Origin of the sequence: Mycolicibacterium lutetiense, from assembly GCF_017876775.1 — a bacterium.
Classification (GTDB): Bacteria; Actinomycetota; Actinomycetes; order Mycobacteriales; family Mycobacteriaceae; genus Mycobacterium; species Mycobacterium lutetiense.
This window is the reverse complement of the sequence record NZ_JAGIOP010000002.1, coordinates 678,163-700,698: the sequence shown is the minus strand read 5'-3', so window position 1 is coordinate 700,698 and position 22,536 is coordinate 678,163. Positions and strand designations below refer to the sequence as shown.

Sequence of the window (22,536 nt, the reverse complement as noted above, 5' to 3'; positions counted from 1 at the left end):
GGCGAATATGGAGGCACGCATGGAGCACCGTCCTGAGGTAAAGGTTTTCGACGACCAGCTGGTGTTGGGCTCGGTCACTGTCGGATTCGAGCGGACATTGCGCATCCCGGAGACCGGATTACACCCGCTCCCACCGGGTCTCGGCGCGTTTCCGTTGCGTCGGGTCCAGGACTATCCCGATCGGGTGCCGGCCGAGTGGCTGGCGCACGGTGGCATCATGTTGCCGGTCTACCAACGTGAGGCGATGTGGCTGTCGTTCCACTCGTCCGATCCGGCCGCGCTGCAGGTCGGTGTGGGGAAGGTGTGTGCGGTCAGCGGCGCGGGCTGGAAGGAACGCCTGGCCCGGGGTCCGCAGAACTATGTCGCGTTGCCCGACCAGCCGTGGCTCGACGGCATCAATGCCGGTGACGGGTTCATCCGCCAGTTCGTGGCCGTGCCGCTCGGCTCCGGGGCAACGGTCGAAGGACAGATCACGGGGCAAGAAGTCCATGGCGGTGTCCAGTTGCGGGCCGTCGGTCTCACCGCGCAGGCGCTTGAACAGTGGCGGGCGCGTCCTCGGTTCGAGGGCTCGATGATGATCGACGAAGACAGTTGCGAGCTCCTCCCGGCCCCCAGCGCGGCGCCGTCGATGGGTTTGGGCGCCGGCGGCAGGATGCGGCAGGAGGTCTACGCCGACGGCCGTCCGCTCTCCGACTACGACGAGGACCGTTCCCAGCGGGTGTTCGTGCATCTCTGCAGCGCGGCGCAGTGGACTGCGATCACGGGTGAGGTGCCGCCGCCCACCCCGGTGGACCGCGACGCGTATGTCGAAGCCGGTCTGCCTTGGTTCGACTATTACGACGCGGACGCCCAGGACTTGGCCGCCACCGACACGTTGGCGAACGTCAAGAGTGTCGGTGAGTGGTTCGGGGAAAGTGAAATGCCTTTTGTCCCTGTTGATCCCGGGAAAGTGGTCACGCTCAAGGGCGCGCCAGGTGACGTCGTTACCGGTGGAGACTGGTAGCGGGGGATACCGTATGCGTTCATGGTGACCGTCCCGGCGTTCGTCTGGCGCAGCGGCTTCTGGGGTCGAGCGCTGATGATCGGCGGCAGCGTGGGCTTGGTGCTGGGTGTGCTCTCCTGGCTGGACTCCGGGTTCTGGATCTCCGGCGTGCTGGTCCTCGTCATCGTGGGCACGTTCTACGGCGTCTGGATGGCGCGCCGGATGGCCCGGTACTGGCCGATGTCGGAACGGCTGACCGGCTCTGATCGGGTCAGGGTCGTAGCCGCCGCCCGCCGTGGTGAGCAGATCGACGACCCGCGACTGGTCGAAGCCGCCCGCGACTATGGCCGGGGCGTGTATGAGGCCGCCACAGCGGGACGACCGTTTCGCTGGCTCCTGCCGTTGGTGCTCGTCGTCGCCGCGGCGAGTGCGTTGTGGGACGCCGTATCCGGGTCGGTCGGCAATGCCGTGGTCTCGGTCGTCTACCTGGCGGCGCTGGTCTTGGAGTTGGTCTGGTGGCCAAAGCGCCAAGCCCAGTTGCTGGCCAATGTCCGACAGGCCTGTGGATAACTTCGCCACTGCATGGTTTCTCGCCGGTTTTCTGTCGGCCGACCTCGCTAGCTTCCAGCACACCGGGAGCCGAAGGGGTTTCCTGGACAGCCGGAAGGAATCGCAATGGACTCGGACTTCGAAAAATTGCACGAAGCATGCTTGCGCGATCTCGGTGATCCGCAACGCTGGTTCAACCCGCGCGGATACCCAGATTCGTTGGCGCTGTGCGTGATTGATTCGATCTACTCGACCGGGGCGCAGTACGTCACCGTGGAGAAGATCATCGCCCGGTACCGCGGCTACCGGGCGGCGCAGGGCGCGGACGCCGACACCGATGGCGCCGTCGAACTCCTACAGAACATCGCCGATTTGGGCGGGCCTGATCCATGGGCGACGCAGATCGGGAACCGTCGGCCCACCTCCACTACGGCGAATGCGCCGTTGAAGTCGGTGGCCGTCGAACAGGTTGTGGAAGCGCTTGTCGCACTGGGTGTTCGCACATCCGCAGACCTGCGTGCCGTGGCGGGCGAGGACGGCCGCCGGGAGCAGGTCAAGGAGGCATGGTGTGCGGTGCCCGGTCAGCGGTCGGGTGTCACCTGGGAGTACGCGCTGAAGCTCACGCAGATTCCTGGGGCGAGGGCCGGCCGCGTGGTGGCGGCGTACGTGGCCCGCCACCTCGGGGCGGTGAGTGCCGAATGCGCCGCTGAGGTGGTGCGTGAGGTGGCCGCATTCGCGGGTTGGGATGCCTTCACACTCGATCACGCGATATGGCGGTTCGAATCCGGACGTCCACATCAGCACGATCTCGTGTCGTGACGTTGTTGCCGCTCGGGGGCTGAACCCGAGCGGCACAACACTGTTCCGCTCAGAAGGGTGGGGGTGGTCCGTATTCTTCGGCGAGCCAGGCTTGGTAGTCGCGTTCGTATGCGAGGTCGTTGTTGAGTTCGGCGCGTAGGTGTCGTTCTACGGCGATGCGTTCTTGGCGGTCTTGTTCGCGGGTCCGTGTGCGTTTGGGCATCATTGCGGCACGGTTGGGGTGCGGGGCTTGGGGTTCGGGGAGATTCACCTCCCCGGTCGGTTGCCCCAGGACGGGAAACAGGTCAGCACCGTGGGGTTCGGTGGTGTAGGTGTGCCCGGTCGGTGATCTGAATTCGACGGTGCCGTCGGGGAATTGACGGTCGTTCCAGCCGGGGCAGAACGTTTTGACCAAATGATGGGCCCGGCAGAATAGTTTGGTGTTCGACGGATGTGTCGGGCCTGCGGGCCAGGGTGCGGTGTGGTCGATGTCGCAGCGTTCGGCTGGGGCGTCACAGCCGGGGAACCGGCAGGTCAGGTCCCGCCATCGGATGAACTCACTCAGCGCCACCGACGGGCGGTACCCCGGCTCGGCGGCCTCCGGGGCGCCGGATTCGGTGGGTTGGGCGGGCACCACCACTGGCTTGAGTGTGGCGTTGGCGGCCAGGTCGCGCACCGATTCGGCGGGCAGGATGCCATGGCCGGGTAGATACCCCGGCGCATTGGAGGTGCCGTCGAGGGTGGCCTGCTCGGCCAGCACATGGACCATTGCAGCGTTGGCTGCGGCCCGTTTCTGGGTGGCCGGGCAATCGTCGCGACCGCACCGGCATGGCAGCTGTGATTCCAGCCGGGCCAACGGCCCCACCGCATCGGCACGACGCTGCTCACGGGTGCGGGGATCATGTTCACACACCGTGGCCGCCAACGCATCCAACCGTTGATTGAGCGCGACACCGTCTTCGGCATGCACGTTGGCCCACAGTGAGGTCATGCCCGGGCTGCTCGGTTCGATCTGGACGAACCGCTCATCGTTCACATTGGGTGGGACTCGCACCCCGTTGGGGTCGAGTTTGGCGATCCACCGGTCCACCCGGTCGCGGAGCTGGCGTTCAGACAGCCGCATCCACCGGTGTGCCCGGGCGGCCAGTTCTGCATCCAGTCCGGCCCACACCGCGCCGTCCACGATGCCGGTGCGGGCGATGATCACACACACCACCCGATAGTCGATGTCCCCGACGGCGAACCGGGCCGCCACCAGGGGCAGTTTGTCCCGCAACACCCGGGCGCGGTGGATCTGGGTGCCGGCCCGACCCCGGCTGATCCGCATCGCCGCCGAAATCTCGGCGGCCACCGCCTCGAAGGGATCGGTGGTCCAAAAGATCGACTCGGCCAGCTCCTGTTCCCGGAAGCTGTCCAATGCCCCGATCGCCGAAAGCCGACCCGCGATCGCCACCGACTCCGCCCGCGCCCCAGCACTGACCGCGTCGATCAGCGCCGCACCGGAACCCGACTCGATGTCGAACATACGTTCGATTATGCCACAGGTGGGTGACACTCCGGGTGTGATGTCTCAGGACATCGGTGACGGTTCTGCGGTGTTTGGCGGATCCGGGTTCGTCGGCTGCCATCCCGAAACCGCGTTGCCCCGGCTCTATTGAAATAGGCTGGGAACAGGCCGCTATGCCCCGACGTTAGGACAAGTGTGAGTACGCAGGACATCACCTCAGAAGAGTTCGACAACATCGTCAAGGACAACGAGATCGTGTTGGTGGATTTCTGGGCGTCGTGGTGCGGACCGTGCCGGGCGTTCGCGCCGACATTCAACGCGGCTGCCGAGAAGCACCCAGATGTGGTCTTCGCCAAGGTGGACACCGAGGCTGAGCAGGCGCTCGCGGCGGCTGCCGAGATCCGTTCGATCCCCACCCTGATGGCCTTCAAGAAGGGCAAGTTGGTCTTCAACCAGGCCGGCGCGCTGCCGCCGGCGGCGCTGGAGGACCTCGTCCAGAAGATCAAGGAGTTCGACATCGACGCGGCCATGAATGAGCAGGCCGGTCAGGGCGACGCCGAACAGGTGTGAGTACCGGCACGCGCTAGCGTGCTGTCTGTGACTGCGCAGAACCAACTCGTACTGGTCGACCGTCCGCGACCCGATGTGGCCCTGGTGACCCTCAACCGGCCCGAGCGGATGAACTCGATGGCCTTCGACGTGATGGTCCCGCTCAAGGGCATCCTGGAAGACTTGCGCTACGACAACAGCGTGCGCGTGGTCGTGCTGACCGGTGCCGGTCGGGGATTCTCGTCCGGGGCCGATCACAAGTCGGCCGGATCGGTGCCGCACGTGGCCGGGCTGACCAGACCGACGTACGCATTGCGGTCGATGGAGATCCTCGACGATGTGATCCTCGCCCTACGGCGACTGCATCAGCCGGTGATCGCGGCGGTCAACGGTGCGGCCATCGGTGGCGGGCTCTGCCTGGCTCTGGCTTGTGACATCCGGGTCGCTGCCGAGGGCGCCTACTTCCGGGCCGCCGGGATCAACAACGGTCTTACCGCCAGTGAGCTGGGATTGTCTTACCTGCTGCCACGCGCCATCGGCTCGTCACGCGCCTTCGAGATCATGTTGACCGGCCGCGACGTCGACGCCCGGGAGGCCGCGAGCATCGGTCTGGTGTCCAGCGTGACGGCCGAGGAGGCCCTGCTGGATACCTGCTACGACATGGCGGACCGGATGGCGGCGTTCTCCCGACCGGGTATCGAGTTGACCAAGCGCACACTTTGGAGTGGACTGGACGCCGCTAGCCTGGAAGGGCACATGCAGGCCGAGGGCCTGGGACAACTTTTCGTGCGCCTGCTCACCGCAAACTTTGAGGAAGCGGTTGCTGCGCGCGCCGAGAAACGGCCCGCGGCTTTTACTGACGACAAATAGGAGGACAGCAGCGTGATCACCGCAACGGACCTGGAGGTCCGCGCCGGCGCGCGCACGCTGCTGTCCTTCGAGGGCTCGGCGTTGCGGGTGCAACCCGGTGACCGGATCGGACTGGTCGGGCGTAACGGCGCAGGCAAGACGACCACGATGAGGATTCTGGCCGGCGAGGGCGAGCCGTACGCCGGATCTATCACCACGACCGGTGAAATCGGTTACCTGCCACAGGATCCCAAAGAAGGTGATCTCGACGTCTTGGCCCGTGACCGGGTGTTGTCGGCCCGCGGGCTCGACAAGCTGTTGGCAGACCTGGAGAAGCAGCAGGTCTTGATGGCCGAGGTCGCCGACGATGCGGCCCGCGACAAGGCGGTCCGCAAGTACGGTCAGCTCGAGGAGCGGTTCTCGGCGCTGGGCGGCTACGCCGCCGAGAGCGAGGCCGGCCGCATCTGCGCGAGCCTGGGCCTGCCCGATCGGGTGCTGACGCAGCCGCTGCGCACCCTGTCCGGTGGTCAGCGCCGCCGCGTCGAGCTGTCGCGCATCCTGTTCGCGGCGAGTGACACCGGTTCCGGGTCGGACACGACTCTGCTACTCGACGAACCCACCAACCACCTCGACGCCGACTCGATCGGCTGGTTGCGGGGTTTCCTGCACAATCACACCGGTGGGCTCGTCGTCATCAGCCACGATGTCGACCTGCTCGACGAGGTCGTCAACCGGGTGTGGTTCCTCGATGCGGTGCGCGGTGAGGCCGACGTCTACAACATGGGCTGGAAGAAGTACCTCGACGCGCGCGCGACCGATGAACAGCGTCGCCGCCGCGAGCGGGCCAATGCGGAGAAGAAGGCAGGCGCGCTGCGGGTTCAGGCCGCCAAGATGGGTGCCAAGGCCACCAAAGCCGTTGCCGCGCAGAATATGTTGCGCCGTGCCGAGCGGATGATCGCCGAGCTGGACGCCGAACGGGTGTCCGACAAGGTAGCCAAGATCAGGTTCCCGATCCCGGACCCGTGCGGCAAGACCCCGTTGGTCGTCAAGGGCCTGACCAAGACCTACGGCTCGTTGGAGATTTTCACCGGCGTCGACCTGGCCATCGACCGCGGATCGCGCGTGGTGGTGCTCGGGCTCAACGGCGCGGGCAAGACCACCCTGCTCCGCCTGCTGGCCGGCACCGAAAATGCCGATGCCGGCACCATGGAACCCGGTCACGGTTGCAAGATCGGGTACTTCGCCCAGGAACACGACACGCTCGACGACCATGCGTCGGTGTGGGACAACATCCGCCACGCCGCTCCGGATACCGGAGAACAGGACCTGCGTGGCCTGTTGGGCGCGTTCATGTTCACCGGCCCTCAGCTGGAGCAGCAGGCAGGCACGCTGTCCGGTGGTGAGAAGACTCGCCTCGCGCTGGCCGGGCTGGTTGCCTCCAAGGCCAATGTGTTGTTGCTGGACGAGCCGACCAACAACCTCGATCCGGCGTCACGAGAGCAGGTTCTCGATGCGCTGCGGAGCTACCAGGGGGCGGTGGTGTTGGTGACGCACGATCCGGGTGCAGCCGAGGCGCTCAACCCGCAGCGCGTGGTCCTGCTGCCGGACGGCACCGAGGACTTCTGGTCCACCGAATACCGGGATCTCATCGAGCTCGCCTGACCGCGAATTCGCAAGAACCATCACACTTTCGAATACGTCAATATAAGACGTTGGACAAATCGACCCATCGGTGTGTGCGTCGTTTCTAGTGTGGGTACCCGTCGGGACATCACAAGCGGGGAGATGTCGATGAGGGATATGAACATGAATCGCGGCGAACTGCTGGCAGAGTTGCGCAAGGCCTACGAGGGGGGTGCCAGCATCCGCTCGCTCGTGGCCAAGACCGGCCGTTCCTACGGTTCGATTCACAGCTTGCTGCGCGAGTCAGGAACGACGATGCGCAGCCGCGGTGGGCCCAATCACCGCACCCGGGCCAGGGCATGACAAACGCAGCGGCCGTGCGGTAGCCGGATTCAGCTATCCGCCGCCGACGTCTGCTGCCGCACGCTGTCCTCCACCAGATCGAGCACCGCGGTGAGGTTCTTCGGGTCCTCGCCGGAGGCGATCCGGGCCACCAGTCCGTCGAGCACGAGGTCCAGGTAGATGTGCAGGACCGCACTGGGCACGTCGTCGCGCAGTCGACCGGCCTGCTTCTGTCGGCGCAGGCGCTCGGTGATGGCGGCATCCAACTCTGCTGACCGCTCGGCCCAGCCTCGGTGAAAAGCCGGATCGTTGCGTAACTTTCGGGCGATCTCCAGCCGGGTGGCCAGCCAGTCGAACTGCTCGGGAGCGGCGAGCATGTTCCGCATCACCTGAATCAATCCTTCGCGGGCAGCCACGTCGGCCATCCGCTCGGCGTCCTCTCGGGCCAACTCGAAGAACAAGGTGTCCTTGTCCTTGAAGTGGTGAAAGATTGCGCCGCGCGACAGCCCGATGGTTTCTTCGAGCCGTCGCACGGTCGCACTCTCGTATCCGTACTGACCGAAGCAGCGCCGGGCGCCGTCGAGAATCTGACGGCGCCGGGCCGCAAGATGGTCGTCGGTCACCCGGGGCACGTGTGTGCCTTCGCTGCTTCGTCCGGTCCGGTCAGGATTACTTCGACTTCAGCATGTTGCGCAGCACGAACTGCAGGATGCCGCCGTTGCGGTAGTAGTCGGCCTCACCGGGGGTGTCGATGCGGACCACCGCGTCGAACTCCACCTTGCTGCCGTTTTCCTTCGTCGCGGTGACCTTCACCGTCTTCGGAGTCTTGCCCTCGTTGAGCGCGGTGATCCCGGTGATGTCGTAGGTCTCGGTGCCGTCGAGCTTGAGGCTTGCCGCCGATTCGCCTGCCGGGAACTGCAGCGGGATGACACCCATACCGATCAGGTTCGACCGGTGGATGCGCTCGAAGGACTCGGTGATGACGGCCTTCACGCCCAGCAGCACCGTGCCCTTGGCGGCCCAGTCGCGCGAGGAGCCCGAACCGTACTCCTTGCCGCCCAGGACGACCAGCGGGATGCCGGCTTCCTTGTAGTTGACCGAGGCGTCGTAGATGAACGCCTGCGCGCCGCCCGGCTGGGTGAAGTCACGGGTGTAGCCGCCCGAGACATCGTCGAGCAGTTGGTTCTTGAGGCGGATGTTGGCGAAGGTGCCGCGGATCATCACCTCGTGGTTGCCGCGTCGCGACCCCAGCGAGTTGTAGTCCTTGCGCGCCACACCGTTGGCATCGAGGTACTGTGCGGCCGGAGTGCCCGGCTTGATCGCGCCGGCCGGGCTGATGTGGTCGGTGGTCACCGAATCACCCAGCAGGGCAAGAACTCTGGCACCCGAAATGTCGCCGACCGGCTCCGGATCGGCGGGCATGCCGTCGAAGTAAGGGGCCTTGCGCACGTAGGTGGAGGCGTCGTCCCACTCGAAGATGTTGCCTTCGGGGGTGGAGAGCGAACGCCAGCGGTCGTCGCCCTTGAACACGTCGGCGTACGAGTCGGTGAACATATCCCGGTTGATCGAGCTCGCGATGGTCTCCTGGATCTCTGCCGCAGTGGGCCAGATATCTGCGAGGAAGACGTCGTTGCCGTCGTGGTCCTGACCGAGCGGATCGGTCTCGAAGTCGAAGTCCATGGTGCCCGCGATGCCGTAGGCGATCACCAGCGGCGGGGAGGCCAGGTAGTTCATCTTGACGTCGGGGGAGATGCGGCCCTCGAAGTTGCGGTTACCCGAGAGCACCGCGGTCACCGACAGGTCGTTCTCGTTGATGGCTGCCGAGATCTCGTCGGGCAGCGGGCCGGTGTTGCCGATGCAGGTGGTGCAGCCGTAGCCGCCCAGGTAGTAACCCAGCTTCTCCAGGTACGGCCACAGGCCGGCCTTGTTGTAGTAGTCGGTGACCACCTGCGAGCCGGGCGCCATGTTGGTCTTGACCCACGGCTTGGAGGCCAGGCCCTTTTCGACGGCCTTCTTGGCCAGGAGCGCCGCACCGAGCATCACCGACGGGTTGGAGGTGTTGGTGCACGAGGTGATCCCGGCGACGACGACCGCTCCGTGATCGAGCACGAACTCGCCGCGCTCCGCGGACGTGACGGTGACGGGCTTGGACGGCCGGCCTCCGGCGCCGTTGGCCGCCGAAGGACGCACGTCGACGGCGCCGTCGTCGGCGAACGACAGCTTGGCCGGGTCGGAAGCCGGGAAGGACTCCTCGACCGCCTCGTCGAGCTGGGTATGCGGGGTCGGGAAGTTCTCCTCCACGTAGTTGTGGATGTCCTTGCGGAACGCGTTCTTGGCGTCGGTCAGCTCGATGCGGTCCTGCGGCCGTTTGGGTCCGGCGATCGAGGGAACCACGGTCGACAGGTCCAGCTCCAGGTACTCGGAGAACACCGGCTCCTTGTCCGGGTTGTGCCACATGCCTTGCGTCTTGGCGTAGGCCTCGACCAGTGCCAGCTGCTGGTCGGTGCGCCCGGTCAGCCGCAGGTAGTTGATGGTCTCGTCATCGATCGGGAAGATCGCTGCGGTGGAACCGAATTCGGGGCTCATGTTGCCCAGGGTGGCGCGGTTGGCCAGCGGTACCTCGGCCACGCCCTTGCCGTAGAACTCGACGAACTTGCCGACCACGCCGTGCTTGCGCAGCATGTCGGTGACGGTGAGCACCACGTCGGTGGCGGTCACGCCGGGCTTGATCTCACCGGTCAGCTTGAAGCCGACGACGCGGGGGATGAGCATCGAGACGGGCTGGCCCAGCATGGCGGCCTCGGCCTCGATACCGCCGACGCCCCAACCCAGCACGCCCAGGCCGTTCTCCATGGTGGTGTGGCTGTCGGTGCCCACACAGGTGTCCGGGTAGGCGACCCCGTCGCGCTCGAACACCACGCGGGCCAGGTACTCGATGTTGACCTGGTGAACGATGCCGGTGCCGGGCGGGACGACCTTGAAGTCGTCGAACGCGCCCTGGCCCCAGCGCAGGAACTGGTAGCGCTCGGAGTTGCGCTCGTATTCGAGCTCGACGTTGCGTTCGAAGGCGCCGGCGTTGCCGAAGACGTCGAGGATGACGGAGTGGTCGATGACCATCTCGGCGGGGGACAGCGGGTTGACCTTGTCCGGATCTCCGCCGAGGGCCGCGACGGCTTCGCGCATGGTGGCCAGGTCGACGATGCACGGCACACCGGTGAAGTCCTGCATCAGCACGCGGGCCGGGGTGAACTGGATCTCGATGCTCGGCTCGGCCGAGGGATCCCAGTTGGCGATGGCCTCGATGTGGTCCTTGGTGATGTTGGCGCCGTCTTCGGTGCGCAACAGGTTCTCCGCAAGTACCTTGAGGCTGTACGGGAGCTTTTCGGTACCGGGTACCGCGTCCAGTCGGTAGATCTCGTAGTTCTGGTCCCCGACAGTTAGTGTGTCGCGGGCACCAAATGAGTTAAGGGACGAATTTTCCGTATTCTCGCTGCTCACATCAACTCCCGGCTCGATCTCGCCGCGACGGGCTGTGTCGGCGGCGTTGCGACGTTAACAGTACGCTTGTCCTGCAAGGCCTGGTCAGTCGGGGTCCAGTCTTCCCCTGTCGGTTACTCGTTGCCACCCAGTCGGGCGGATCCGTCCGACTGGGTGGTCCGCCCGGACCCTCCGCCCCACCGTCACGCTGGAGTGGCATTCGAGCCCGAGCATCACTCCTGCGTGACGATCGACGTTCGACCCGGTGACGATTCCCCTGTCCCCATCGTCAGGTCGAACGGTCGAGGCGTACCGTGCTGGCGTGACCGGACCCCATGTCATCCCGTTCCTGCCGGCCTACATTCCGGTCGAGGTGTGCGACACCGTAGGGCTCGATGCGGCGCAACCCGACGGGGTAGCCAAGTGTATGGCTGCGGTGCAGGCCGACGTGCGCGATGACGGGGTCAGTGCCCCCGCCGCCGATGTCGAAGCCCTGCGCCAGGTGGTCAGCGATGCCCGACAGGAGGGCATCGACCTCAAGATCGTCGTGCTGCCGAGCAATCCGGGTATCGACACCCCGCTGCGGGATATCGCCACGGAGGTCGGGCACGCCAATCCGGGTGCGACCGTGCTGGCGCTGAGCCCGTCGTTTGCCGGCACTTACAGTCCGACGATCGATCGGGTGACTTTGGAGGCGGGGCAGGACGTCGCCAAGACCGGTAATCCGGTGTTATCTGCGCAGAATTTCGTCGGCGAGATTTCCACCCCGGATTTCCCCTGGACGGCGCTCGCGATCGCAATGGTTGTCGGCGTCGCCGCGGCGGCCGCCTTCGCCCGGGTTCTGCAGCGCCGCAGCAAACAATCGGCCGGGTCAGAGGCGTCGGACGCCTCCTCGGAGTAGTTACCGGAAAGCCCTCGAACATTCGTTCGGTATAGCTTCCAATATCACTAATTGGTCACACTATTCGCAATTACAAACTTGTAATTTGTGACCAATGTTTCTTTGGCTACAGATGTGACGTACGGTGCAGTCGGTAGCCATTGTTGTAGTTGTGCCTCATGTGACTTCTGTGCAATGGCCCCGAGCAAACGCCGGTACGCCGTCGTTGAGCCATAGGAGACTTGAGTCGAATGAGACGCACCGTTGGCGCCTCGGCGTCCCGGCTGTACGGCCGTTTCTTGGCTGTGCCGGTGGCCGCCGGGATGCTGGTTGTCACGGCCATGTCCGGAGGTGTCCCGGCCGCCGCTGAGCCGGGGGCACCCGATCAGGTCGCAACGCTCGTCGCCGCGGTGGCCAACGCCGATCAGAAGCTGCAGGAGTTGGGTGCTGCCATCCAGACCCAGCAGGAAGCCGTCAACAAGGCAATTGTCGACGTGCAGGACGCCCGCGATGCGGCTGCCACGGCGCAGCAGGAACTCGATGCCAGCCAGCAAGGCATCGCCGACGCCAGCACCGCCATCGATGAAGCGCAGAAGCGCTTCGACACCTTCGCTGCGGCCACCTATGTCAGCGGCCCGTCCAGTGCGTACCTGACCGCGTCCGACCCGGCCGACATCGTCAGCGCCGCCGCCACCGGTCAGACCCTGGCGGTCAGCAGCGACAAGGTGATCGCCGATCTGCAACGCGCCCGTACCGAGCAGGTCAACCGGGAGTCGGCCGCGCGCCTGGCCAAGCGCAATGCCGATCAGGCGACCGTCGACGCCCAGACCAGTCAGGACAGTGCGGTCACCGCGTTGAAAACTGCGCAGCAGACGTTCGGCTCGCAGCGAGATGAACTGCAGCGGTTGACCTCCGAACGAGCCGCGGCCCAAGCCCAGCTCGCCCAGGTGCACCAGGCCTCGGCGTCGACGGCCCCGGCCGCCCCGGCTCAGCAGCCGGCACCACAGGCGGCGGCGGGCGACTGGGATCGCGCCCCGGGCGCGCCGGTGCAGGCCGGCCAGAACTGGGATGGCGTATGGGATCCGACGCTGCCGGCGATCCCCAGTGCCTTCGTCAGCGGTGACCCGGTCGCCATCATCAACACCATTCTCGGCATCTCGTCGACGTCGGCGCAGGTGACGCAGAACATGGGCCGCGGTTTCCTGCAGAAGTTGGGGATTCTGCCTACGCCGACCGGTTACACGAACGGTGCCATCCCGCGGGTGTACGGCCGGCAGGCATCTGAATACGTCATCCAGCGGGCCGGTTCCCAGATGGGCGTGCCGTACTCCTGGGGCGGCGGCAACGCCGCCGGGCCGAGTCGCGGCATCGATTCGGGGGCCAACACGGTCGGGTTCGACTGCTCGGGCCTGATCCTCTACGGGTTCGCCGGCGTCGGTATCAAGCTGCCGCATTACTCGGGCTCGCAGTACAACGCCGGCCGCAAGATCCCGTCCTCGCAGATGCGGCGGGGCGACGTGATCTTCTACGGCCCCGGCGGTAGCCAGCACGTGACGCTCTATCTCGGCAACGGCCAGATGCTCGAAGCGCCCTACACGGGTTCGGAGGTCAAGGTCTCCCCGGTCCGCACGAGCGGGATGACCCCGTACGTCGTCCGCTATATCGAATACTGATTGGAATACTTTGCGCTCCTACGTCTTCCGTTGCCTGATCCTGATCGCCGCATGCGCGTTCGCGGCGGTCAGTTTCGTGGCGCCGGCCAACGCCGCGCCCGACGCCGGCCAATGGGATCCGACCTTGCCGAAGATCGCCAGCTCGGGCGCGCCAGGGGACCCGGTCGCCATCGCCAACGCCTCGTTCCAGGTCAGCCAGATCGCGCTGCAGACCACACAGAGCCTTGGTTCGCAGTTCCTGCAGACGATCGGGCTGGCCCCCAAGCAGTCCGCCTCGGCATTCCCCGGCGGTCGGGTCCGTGGCCCACAGGCCATCGAGTACGCGATCCGGCGCGGGGGTTCACAGATGGGCGTGCCGTACTCGTGGGGCGGCGGGACGTTGACCGGCCCGGGCCCCGGTGTGGACTACGACGCCGGCAAGATCGGCTACGACTGCTCGGGCTTCACCCGGTACGCGTTCGCCGGCGTCGGGGTGCAGATTCCCAAGTACTCCGGAGACCAGTACAACACCGGCCGCAAGGTGCCGGTGGCTCAGGCAAAGCGCGGTGACCTTCTGTTCTGGGGTCCGGGCGGTAGCCAGCATGTGACGATATATCTCGGTGGCGGCAAGATGCTGGAGGCGTCGGGCAGCGCGGAAAAAGTCACCGTGAGTCCGGTCCGCATGTCAGGCATCCAGCCCTATGCGGCCCGCATCATCGAATCCTGAGGGGAACCTGAAGTCTTCCGGGCAGCGTCGACGGATTTCGAAGTGCCTGGAATAGTTGACGGCGGGCACCCGATTGCCCGATGAGCAATACGCAAGACCAGCGTTTTTTAGTCGATCGTTTTTTAGTCGAACACCGTGGGAGGAAGTTGATGACGTCACCGAGTGGACCGCTGCAGGGCGCCGGAGGTTATCCCGGTTCGAGCCCGGCGCCGGGCTTTCCGCCCGGGTCGGCGGGCTCCCACGCCGCGCCGGCTGCCCCGCAGACCACCACCAACGGCAGCCTGCAGGCCGAGGTGCATACCCTGGAACGTGCGATCTTCGAGGTCAAGCGGATCATCGTCGGCCAGGACCAGCTCGTCGAGCGGATGCTCGTCGGTCTGCTCGCCAAGGGCCACGTGCTGCTCGAGGGTGTGCCCGGTGTCGCCAAGACCCTGGCGGTCGAGACGTTCGCCAAGGTCGTCGGCGGTACGTTCGCCCGCATCCAGTTCACCCCTGACCTGGTGCCCACCGACATCATCGGTACCCGCATCTATCGGCAGGGCAAGGAAGACTTCGACATCGAGCTCGGCCCGGTGGTGGTCAACTTCCTGCTGGCCGACGAGATCAACCGTGCGCCGGCCAAGGTGCAGTCCGCACTGCTCGAGGTGATGGCCGAGCGAAAGATCTCGATCGGCGGTAAGACCTTCCCGCTGCCCAGCCCGTTCCTGGTGATGGCCACCCAGAACCCGATCGAGCAGGAAGGCGTCTACGCGCTTCCCGAAGCTCAGCGCGACCGCTTCCTGTTCAAGCTCAACGTCGACTACCCGTCGCCGGAGGAAGAGCGCGAAATCATCTACCGGATGGGTGTCAAGCCTCCGGAGGCCAAGCAGATCCTGGACACCGGCGACCTGCTGCGGCTCCAGGAACTCGCGGCCAACAACTTCGTGCACCACGCACTGGTGGATTACGTGGTGCGGATCGTCACCGCGACCCGCGAGCCCGAGAAGTTCGGCATGCCCGACGCCAAGGCGTGGATCGCCTACGGTGCCTCGCCGCGTGCCTCACTTGGCATCATCTCGGCAGCCCGCGCGCTGGCGTTGGTGCGGGGCCGCGACTACGTCATCCCGCAGGACGTCGTCGAGGTGATTCCCGACGTGCTCCGTCACCGTCTGGTGCTGACCTATGACGCGTTGGCGGACGAGGTGTCGGCGGAGACCGTGGTGAACCGGATCCTGCAGACAGTCGCGCTGCCGCAGGTGAATGCACTTCCGCAGCAGGGGCATTCGGTTCCGCCCGCCGTTCCCGCCGCGGCTGCCGCGGCCGGTAGTCGGTGACCACACCTCCCGGGGCCCGACGCTCAGTGGATCTGCCGTCTCTGAAGCGCGGGGAGATTCGGGACCCTGCGTTGACGGCGGCGTTACGCAAGCTTGAGCTGACGGTGCGCCGCAAGCTCGACGGCGTGCTCCACGGCGATCACCTCGGCCTGATCCCGGGTCCGGGGTCGGAGCCGGGGGACTCGCGGATCTACCAGCCCGGCGACGATGTGCGCCGGATGGACTGGTCGGTGACAGCGCGGACGCAGACGCCGCACGTGCGGCAGATGATCGCCGACCGTGAACTGGAGACCTGGCTGGTCGTCGACATGTCGGCCAGCCTGGACTTCGGTACCGCCGGGTGTGAGAAGCGCGACCTTGCGGTGGCGGCCGCCGCCGCGATCGCATTTCTCAACAGCGGTGGCGGCAACCGGATCGGTGCGATCATCGCCAACGGCGACATCGTGCGCCGGGTTCCGGCACTGAGTGGGCGGATACACGAGCAGGAATTGCTGCGGGCGATCGCCACCACGCCGAAGGCCCCGACCGGGGTCCGCGGCGATCTGGCCGCGGCCATCGATGCGCTGCGTCGTCCCGAGCGGCGGCGCGGGATGGCGGTGATCATCAGCGACTTCCTGGGACCGATCAACTGGATGCGCCCGCTGCGGGCGATCGCCGGTCGTCACGAGGTGCTGGGAATCGAGATCCTGGACCCGCGCGACGTCGAACTGCCTGCCATCGGTGACGTGGTGCTGCAGGACACCGAGACCGGTGTCACCCGCGAGTTCACCATCGACGAGCAGTTGCGCAGTGACTTCGAGCGCGCCGCCGCAGCGCACCGCGAAGAAGTGGCACGCACGTTGCGGCGTTGCGATGCGCCGCTGCTGAGTCTGCGCACCGACCGGGACTGGATCGCCGATGTGGTGCGGTTCGTTGCGAGCCGGCGGCGTGGCGCCTTGGCTGGACGATAAGAAATCGAAAGCGAAAAGACTTCTAGCACATGACTTTACCGATTCTCGGTCCGATGAGCCTGACAGGCTTCGCGCACCCGTGGTGGTTCCTTTTCCTCTTCGTGGTGCTGGGCCTGATGGCGTACTACGTCATCGTGCAGCGGGCGCGCAAGCAGCGGGTCCTGCGGTTCGCCAACATGGAGCTGCTGGAAAGTGTGGCGCCCAAACAGCCGACCAGGTGGCGGCATCTGCCCGCGGCCCTGTTGGCGGCTTCGCTTGTCCTGTTGACGGTGGCGATGGCCGGTCCTACCCATGATGTGCGGATTCCGCGTAATCGCGCGGTGGTGATGCTGGTGATCGACGTATCGCAGTCGATGCGGGCCACCGATGTCGCGCCCAGCCGGCTGGCCGCCGCGCAGGAGGCCGCCAAGCAGTTCGCCGATCAGCTCACACCGGGGATCAACCTCGGCCTGATCGCCTACGCCGGGACGGCGACCGTCCTGGTCCAGCCGACCACCAACCGCGAGGCCACCAAGAACGGTCTCGACAAGCTGCAGTTGGCCGATCGGACCGCAACGGGTGAGGGCATCTTCACCGCACTGCAGGCGATCGCCACCGTCGGTGCCGTGATCGGCGGCGGTGACGAGAAGCCACCCGCGCGCATCGTGCTGATGTCCGACGGCAAGGAAACCGTGCCGTCCAATCCGGACAACCCGAAGGGCGCCTACACCGCGGCACGCACCGCCAAGGACCAGGGAGTGCCGATCTCCACGGTGTCCTTCGGCACGCCGTATGGCTATGTCGAGATCAACGACCAGCGCCAGCCGGTTCCGGTCGACGACGAGATGCTGGGCAGGATCGCCAAGCTGTCCGGCGGTGACGCCTTCACCGCGTCCAGCCTGGAACAGCTCAAGCAGGTGTTCACCTCGCTGCAGCAGCAGATCGGCTACGAGACCATCAAGGGCGATGCCAGCCTCGGTTGGCTGCGGCTGGGTGCGTTGGTGCTGGCCCTGGCTGGGGCGGCCGCCCTGCTGATCAACCGCAGACTGCCCGGTTGAGCCACGATCGCATGTTGCCGGACGGCAGTCCGCACCGGTGATGCGATTTTCAGACCATGCTGGTGAGGAGATAAGTTGGCGGGCATGAGTGACGCTGCTGTCTCCGAAGCCGACGCCGAAACCGCCGCTGCCGAAGCCGGCGGGCGGCCCGCGTTCGTTCCCCGCTCCGTGCTGGTCACCGGTGGAAACCGGGGGATCGGCCTGGCGATCGCGCAGCGACTTGCCGCCGACGGACATAAGGTTGCCGTCACGCACCGTGGGTCCGGGGCACCCGACGGGCTGTTCGGCGTCGTGTGCGACGTGACCGACAACGAGGCCGTCGACCGTGCGTTCAAAGAGGTCGAGGAGCACCAGGGGCCGGTCGAGGTGCTGGTATCCAACGCCGGTATCTCCCAGGACGCGTTCCTCATGCGGATGACCGAGGAACGGTTCGAGAACGTCATCAACGCCAACCTCACCGGAGCCTTCCGGGTGGCGCAGCGGGCCTCGCGCAGCATGCAGCGCAAGCGTTTCGGCCGGATCATCTTCATCGGTTCGGTCTCCGGCATGTGGGGCATCGGCAACCAGGCCAACTACGCGGCCGCCAAGGCCGGTCTGATCGGCATGGCCCGCTCGATCTCCCGGGAGCTGTCCAAGGCCGGCGTCACCGCCAACGTGGTGGCACCCGGTTACATCGACACCGAGATGACCCGTGCCCTGGACGAGCGGATTCAGGCCGGTGCCCTGGAATTCATCCCGGCCAAGCGGGTCGGCACCGCCGCGGAGGTCGCCGGCGCGGTGAGCTTCCTGGCTTCCGAGGACGCAAGCTACATCGCCGGTGCGGTCATCCCCGTCGACGGCGGCATGGGCATGGGTCACTGACCCACCCGGATCTGACCCCAAAGATATTGGTCTACTGAAACTTTCCCAAGAAGGAGTCGCACTAATGGCAGGTTTGCTCGAAGGCAAGCGCATCCTCGTCACCGGGATCATCACGGACTCGTCGATCGCGTTCCATATCGCGAGGGTGGCCCAGGAGGCCGGGGCTGAGTTGGTGCTCACCGGATTCGACCGGATGAAGCTGATCCAGCGCATCGCCGACCGGTTGCCCAAGCCGGCACCGCTGCTGGAGCTCGATGTGCAGAACGAGGAGCACCTGGCGAGCCTGGCCGATCGGGTCACCGGTGTCATCGGCGAGGGCAACAAGCTCGACGGCGTGGTCCATTCGATCGGCTTCATGCCGCAGACCGGCATGGGGGTGAACCCGTTCTTCGACGCCCCGTACGCGGACGTCGCCAAGGGCATCCACATCTCGGCGTACTCCTACGCCTCGCTGGCCAAGGCCACCCTGCCGGTCATGAACGAGGGCGGCAGCATCGTCGGTATGGACTTCGACCCGACCCGCGCGATGCCGGCGTACAACTGGATGACCGTCGCAAAGAGCGCACTCGAGTCGGTCAACCGGTTCGTCGCTCGTGAGGCCGGTCCGTTCGGTGTCCGCTCCAACCTGGTTGCGGCCGGCCCGATCCGGACCTTGGCCATGAGCGCCATCGTCGGTGGTGCGCTCGGCGCCGAAGCCGGTGACCAGATGCGGCTGCTCGAAGAGGGCTGGGATCAGCGTGCGCCCGTCGGCTGGAACATGAAGGACCCCGAGCCGGTCGCCAAGACCGTGTGCGCCCTGCTGTCCGACTGGCTGCCCGCCACCACCGGCACCATCGTCTACGCCGACGGCGGCGCCAGCACCCAGCTGCTCTAGAAGTATGGAGCGCTCGGATCCCTTTGACGCTCTCCTGCTGCTGTCGTTCGGGGGACCGGAGGCGCCGGAGCAGGTGATGCCGTTCCTGGAGAACGTCACCCGGGGGCGCGGAATCCCGGCCGAGCGGTTGGCCGACGTCGCCGAGCACTATCTGCATTTCGGTGGGGTGTCTCCGATCAATGGGATCAACCGCGCACTGATCGAGCAGCTTCGGCTGCAATTGCCCGATCTGCCGGTGTATTTCGGTAACCGGAACTGGGAGCCGTACGTCGAGGACACCGTTGCGGCGATGCGGGACAACGGTATTCGCCGGGCAGCGGTGTTCACGACGTCGGCCTGGGGTGGGTATTCCAGCTGCACCCAGTACGTCGAGGACATCGCCAGGGCCCGGGCCGCGGCCGGACCTGACGCGCCGGAGCTGGTCAAACTGCGTCAGTACTTCGACCATCCGCTGTTGGTGGAGATGTTCGCCGAATCGATCGCCGCAGCGGCCGCCACCTTGCCCGCCGAGCTGCGCGCCGAGGCCCGGCTGGTATTCACTGCTCACTCGGTGCCCATCGCCGCCGAGGAGCGCCACGGCCCGCGGCTCTACAGCCGTCAGGTCGGCTATGCGACGCGCCTGGTGGCCGCCGCGGCGGGCTACCCGGACTACGACCAGGTGTGGCAGTCGCGATCGGGTCCGCCCCGGATCCCGTGGCTGGAGCCCGACGTGGCCGATCACCTGACTGTGTTGGGCCAGAAGGGAACCCGGGCGGTCATCGTATGCCCGATCGGGTTCGTCGCCGACCACATCGAGGTGGTGTGGGACCTCGATCACGAGCTGCGACTGCAGGCCGAACAAGCCGGTATCGCCTTCGCACGGGCCCGCACCCCGAACGCCGACGAACGTTTCGCCCGGTTGGCGGCCGGGCTGATCGAGGAGGTCCGCACCGGTGCGGAGCCACTGCGGGTCGCCGGTCCGGACCCCGTCGCAGGCTACGGATTCAGCGTCAACGGCGCGCCGTGCTCACCGCACTGCTGTGGCCCGAAAAGCTAGTCACGCCAAGCAGATTGCAGGATGGCCTCGAGCGCGGCCAACCGGGCAGAGCGCACGACCTGAGCCAACGGCCGCATGGCGTCACCGGCGATCTGAACTTCCGAGGAACTCTGCAGGCCGATCGGCATCAGTCCCGAACTCACGGTGATGATCGCATCCACGTGCGCGGCGTTCTCCAGCACCCGCACCGCTCGGGTGGGGGCGTGGTCGGGCATGACGTGCATCCGCCCGGCTTCGAGGATGTCTTCGACCATGCCGCGGGGATCGTCGACGTCCAGACCGATACCGGCCCGCAACGCGACCAGCGTGTCGGCGGCTGAGCGCACGGCTGAGCGCAACTCGTACTCGGCCCCGCCGAGATCGTAGTGCTGAGGCGGTGGCAGAACGGGCAGTGAATATACGATCCACGAGAGCGCCCGCGGCTCCGGCTCGTACGCGGATTCGGTTTCGACGTCGTCGAATTCAGAATATTCGAATTCCGGCACCAGTCCGACGCCGTCGAGCTCCTCATGGGTCACCAGCACCGCTTCACCGACGGCCAGCGCATCGCGCTGGAACTGCGAACCTGCAGGCAATCCGCGGACGTCGCCGGGCACCGGGAGGGCGATCCGAATCGAGGGCCTGGTACCGGACCTGCCGACGGCGGTGCGCAGTGTCTGCAACAACGACACCGAACCCGAGTCTTCCAACTCAGGCCAGGGCAATCCGGTACGGACCGCGGCTTGCGAGTCGTAGGCCGTCACAGAATGCATTGGTGCCCACTGGGATAACGCGTCGAGGACGTCGTCGGGCGCGGCTGCACCGGCGAGCCAGGCGTTGGCCCACATCGAAAGAGTTGCACTTGGACACCACATGATCCTGGCAGTGTAATTGTCGGTCGCCGATCGGGTCGTATTCGCTAGGGTGTCCATATGCCCATCCCGCTGATCTGGCTCATCCTGGCACTGGGACTCGCCGGGGCAGAGGCACTGACCGGCGACATGTTCCTGCTGATGTTGGCCGGGGGTGCGCTCGCGGCGTCAGGTTCGAGCTGGTTGTTCGACGTGCCGATCTGGGCCGACGGCGTGGTGTTTCTGGTGGTGTCGGTGCTCTTGCTGGTGTTGGTCCGGCCCGCGCTGCGGCGTCGTTTCGAGGCCGGCCAAGGGCTTCCCGAGCCGGTCAAGGCGCTCGAAGGCAGGTCTGCGCTGGTGCTCGACCGGGTGACGGAGCACGACGGTCAGGTCAAGCTCGATGGTGAAACGTGGACGGCGCGGCCACTCAACGACAACGATGTGTACGAACCGGGAGAGCACGTAACCGTGGTGCGGATCGACGGCGCCACCGCGGTGGTCTTCAGGACAACGTAAGACCTAGGGAGGGACTCACTGTGGATGGTGCGGTAGCCGGGCTCGTATTGCTGATTGTGCTGGTGGTGTTTGCCATCATCGTCGTAGCCAAATCGGTTGCGCTCATTCCTCAGGCCGAGGCCGCGGTGATCGAGCGGCTCGGCCGGTACAGCCGCACGGTCAGCGGCCAGCTGACCCTGCTGGTGCCATTCGTCGATCGGGTTCGCGCGCGGGTGGACCTGCGCGAGCGGGTGGTGTCCTTCCCTCCACAAGGGGTGATCACCGAGGACAACCTGACTCTGGCCATCGACACGGTGGTGTACTTCCGGGTCATGAATCCGCAGGCGGCGGTATATGAGATCAGCAACTACATCGTCGGTGTGGAACAGCTGACCGCCACGACACTGCGCAATGTCGTCGGCGGCATGACCCTGGAACAGACGTTGACGTCACGCGACTCGATCAACCAGCAACTGCGCGGGGTGCTGGACGAAGCGACGGGCCGCTGGGGCCTGCGGGTGGCGCGGGTCGAGCTGCGCAGCATCGACCCGCCGCCGTCGATCCAGGAATCGATGGAAAAGCAGATGAAGGCCGACCGCGAGAAGCGCGCCATGATCCTGACCGCAGAGGGTGTCCGCGAATCCTCGATCAAACAGGCCGAAGGTCAGAAACAGTCGCAGATTCTGGCTGCCGAGGGTGCCAAGCAGGCCGCGATCCTGGCGGCCGAGGCGGACCGGCAGTCGCGGATGTTGCGCGCCCAGGGTGAGCGTGCCGCCCAGTACCTGAAGGCACAGGGGGAGGCCAAGGCCATCGAGAAGACCTTCGCTGCGATCAAGGCGGGGCGGCCGACTCCGGAGATGTTGGCGTACCAGTACCTGCAGACGCTGCCGGAGATGGCCAAGGGCGAGGCGAACAAGGTCTGGCTGGTCCCCAGCGATTTCGGTTCGGCGTTACAGGGATTCACCAAGATGCTGGGTGTCCCCGGTGAGGACGGGGTCTTCCGCTACACCCCGCCGCCGGTGGAGCAGGGCCTGCCCAAGCCCGAGGACGACAGCGACGAGGTCGCCGACTGGTTCTCCACCGAAACCGATCCGGTGATCGCTCAGGCCGTTGCCAAGGCCGAGGCCGAGGCCCGCGCCCCCGCGCCGCCGCTGGGTGCCGCATCACCGCCCAATGAACTGGAGGGTGGCACGCACCGCGCTTGA

At 66.1% G+C, this 22,536-nt stretch carries 22 protein-coding genes; 18 read left to right on the top strand and 4 right to left on the bottom strand.

What is annotated here, in order from left to right; all coding sequences use genetic code 11:
• Window positions 1–19 precede the first annotated feature (19 nt).
• From JOF57_RS12655 to JOF57_RS12645, 3 genes are all read left to right on the top strand, one after another.
• Window positions 20–1,003, top strand: coding sequence for a hypothetical protein (locus tag JOF57_RS12655; protein ID WP_209916892.1), 984 nt, complete (start codon window positions 20–22; stop codon window positions 1,001–1,003).
• A gap of 21 nt (window positions 1,004–1,024) precedes the next feature.
• Window positions 1,025–1,552, top strand: a complete 528-nt coding sequence (locus JOF57_RS12650) for a hypothetical protein (protein WP_209916890.1) — start codon at window positions 1,025–1,027, stop codon at window positions 1,550–1,552.
• Window positions 1,553–1,657: 105 nt separating this feature from the next.
• Window positions 1,658–2,350 carry a DUF8548 family protein gene (locus JOF57_RS12645; protein WP_209916889.1) on the top strand — a complete coding sequence of 231 codons (693 nt, stop codon included), beginning with the start codon at window positions 1,658–1,660 and terminating at the stop codon, window positions 2,348–2,350.
• A gap of 49 nt (window positions 2,351–2,399) precedes the next feature.
• Here JOF57_RS12645 and JOF57_RS12640 read toward each other — a convergent pair whose 3' ends face one another.
• Window positions 2,400–3,854: an HNH endonuclease signature motif containing protein gene (locus JOF57_RS12640; RefSeq protein ID WP_209916888.1), complete on the bottom strand. Its 1,455-nt coding sequence runs from the start codon at window positions 3,852–3,854 to the stop codon at window positions 2,400–2,402.
• Window positions 3,855–4,031: 177 nt separating this feature from the next.
• On the opposite strand from JOF57_RS12640, the gene trxA reads away from it, so the two are divergent.
• The 4 genes from trxA to JOF57_RS12620 all read left to right on the top strand — a co-directional run bounded on the left by trxA (window position 4,032) and on the right by JOF57_RS12620 (window position 7,220).
• Window positions 4,032–4,406 (top strand): thioredoxin, encoded by a 375-nt coding sequence (gene trxA, locus JOF57_RS12635; protein ID WP_209916887.1) that lies wholly within the window; start codon window positions 4,032–4,034, stop codon window positions 4,404–4,406.
• Window positions 4,407–4,424: 18 nt separating this feature from the next.
• Window positions 4,425–5,255: an enoyl-CoA hydratase gene (locus JOF57_RS12630; RefSeq protein ID WP_209916886.1), complete on the top strand. Its 831-nt coding sequence runs from the start codon at window positions 4,425–4,427 to the stop codon at window positions 5,253–5,255.
• Between the two features lie 12 nt (window positions 5,256–5,267).
• Window positions 5,268–6,896, top strand: coding sequence for an ABC-F family ATP-binding cassette domain-containing protein (locus JOF57_RS12625; RefSeq protein WP_209916885.1), 1,629 nt, complete (start codon window positions 5,268–5,270; stop codon window positions 6,894–6,896).
• Between the two features lie 138 nt (window positions 6,897–7,034).
• On the top strand, window positions 7,035–7,220 hold the full coding sequence (locus tag JOF57_RS12620) for a helix-turn-helix domain-containing protein (RefSeq protein WP_407666632.1): 186 nt from the start codon (window positions 7,035–7,037) through the stop codon (window positions 7,218–7,220).
• Between the two features lie 29 nt (window positions 7,221–7,249).
• Here JOF57_RS12620 and JOF57_RS12615 read toward each other — a convergent pair whose 3' ends face one another.
• Window positions 7,250–7,831 carry a TetR/AcrR family transcriptional regulator gene (locus JOF57_RS12615; RefSeq protein ID WP_209916881.1) on the bottom strand — a complete coding sequence of 194 codons (582 nt, stop codon included), beginning with the start codon at window positions 7,829–7,831 and terminating at the stop codon, window positions 7,250–7,252.
• Window positions 7,832–7,868: 37 nt separating this feature from the next.
• Window positions 7,869–10,697 carry an aconitate hydratase gene (locus JOF57_RS12610; protein ID WP_209916878.1) on the bottom strand — a complete coding sequence of 943 codons (2,829 nt, stop codon included), beginning with the start codon at window positions 10,695–10,697 and terminating at the stop codon, window positions 7,869–7,871.
• A gap of 301 nt (window positions 10,698–10,998) precedes the next feature.
• On the opposite strand from JOF57_RS12610, the gene JOF57_RS12605 reads away from it, so the two are divergent.
• From JOF57_RS12605 to JOF57_RS12565, 9 genes are all read left to right on the top strand, one after another.
• Window positions 10,999–11,577, top strand: a complete 579-nt coding sequence (locus JOF57_RS12605) for an Rv1476 family membrane protein (RefSeq protein WP_209916877.1) — start codon at window positions 10,999–11,001, stop codon at window positions 11,575–11,577.
• A 230-nt stretch (window positions 11,578–11,807) separates the two neighbouring features.
• Window positions 11,808–13,229, top strand: a complete 1,422-nt coding sequence (gene ripA / locus JOF57_RS12600; RefSeq protein WP_209916876.1) for an NlpC/P60 family peptidoglycan endopeptidase RipA — start codon at window positions 11,808–11,810, stop codon at window positions 13,227–13,229.
• Between the two features lie 10 nt (window positions 13,230–13,239).
• On the top strand, window positions 13,240–13,935 hold the full coding sequence (gene ripB, locus JOF57_RS12595) for an NlpC/P60 family peptidoglycan endopeptidase RipB (RefSeq protein ID WP_209916875.1): 696 nt from the start codon (window positions 13,240–13,242) through the stop codon (window positions 13,933–13,935).
• A 149-nt stretch (window positions 13,936–14,084) separates the two neighbouring features.
• Window positions 14,085–15,248, top strand: a complete 1,164-nt coding sequence (moxR1, locus tag JOF57_RS12590; RefSeq protein ID WP_209916874.1) for a chaperone MoxR1 — start codon at window positions 14,085–14,087, stop codon at window positions 15,246–15,248.
• Window positions 15,245–16,198 (top strand): DUF58 domain-containing protein, encoded by a 954-nt coding sequence (locus tag JOF57_RS12585; protein WP_209916873.1) that lies wholly within the window; start codon window positions 15,245–15,247, stop codon window positions 16,196–16,198. The genes moxR1 and JOF57_RS12585 overlap by 4 nt, the downstream gene beginning before the upstream one ends.
• A gap of 29 nt (window positions 16,199–16,227) precedes the next feature.
• On the top strand, window positions 16,228–17,235 hold the full coding sequence (locus JOF57_RS12580) for a VWA domain-containing protein (RefSeq protein ID WP_209916872.1): 1,008 nt from the start codon (window positions 16,228–16,230) through the stop codon (window positions 17,233–17,235).
• Between the two features lie 84 nt (window positions 17,236–17,319).
• A complete protein-coding gene (gene fabG1, locus JOF57_RS12575) occupies window positions 17,320–18,096 on the top strand; it encodes a 3-oxoacyl-ACP reductase FabG1 (RefSeq protein WP_209916870.1) in 777 nt (258 codons plus the stop codon).
• Window positions 18,097–18,160: 64 nt separating this feature from the next.
• Window positions 18,161–18,970 (top strand): NADH-dependent enoyl-ACP reductase InhA, encoded by an 810-nt coding sequence (gene inhA, locus JOF57_RS12570; protein WP_209916868.1) that lies wholly within the window; start codon window positions 18,161–18,163, stop codon window positions 18,968–18,970.
• 4 nt (window positions 18,971–18,974) lie between these two features.
• Window positions 18,975–20,006: a ferrochelatase gene (locus JOF57_RS12565; RefSeq protein WP_209916866.1), complete on the top strand. Its 1,032-nt coding sequence runs from the start codon at window positions 18,975–18,977 to the stop codon at window positions 20,004–20,006.
• Here the strand turns inward: JOF57_RS12565 and JOF57_RS12560 are convergent.
• Complete coding sequence (locus JOF57_RS12560) at window positions 20,003–20,860, bottom strand: Rv1486c family protein (protein ID WP_209916865.1); 858 nt, start codon at window positions 20,858–20,860, stop codon at window positions 20,003–20,005. The genes JOF57_RS12565 and JOF57_RS12560 overlap by 4 nt on opposite strands.
• A 57-nt stretch (window positions 20,861–20,917) precedes the next feature.
• On the opposite strand from JOF57_RS12560, the gene JOF57_RS12555 reads away from it, so the two are divergent.
• Together JOF57_RS12555 and JOF57_RS12550 are read left to right on the top strand one after the other, a co-directional pair.
• Complete coding sequence (locus JOF57_RS12555) at window positions 20,918–21,352, top strand: NfeD family protein (protein WP_209916864.1); 435 nt, start codon at window positions 20,918–20,920, stop codon at window positions 21,350–21,352.
• A gap of 20 nt (window positions 21,353–21,372) precedes the next feature.
• A complete protein-coding gene (locus JOF57_RS12550) occupies window positions 21,373–22,536 on the top strand; it encodes an SPFH domain-containing protein (RefSeq protein WP_209916863.1) in 1,164 nt (387 codons plus the stop codon).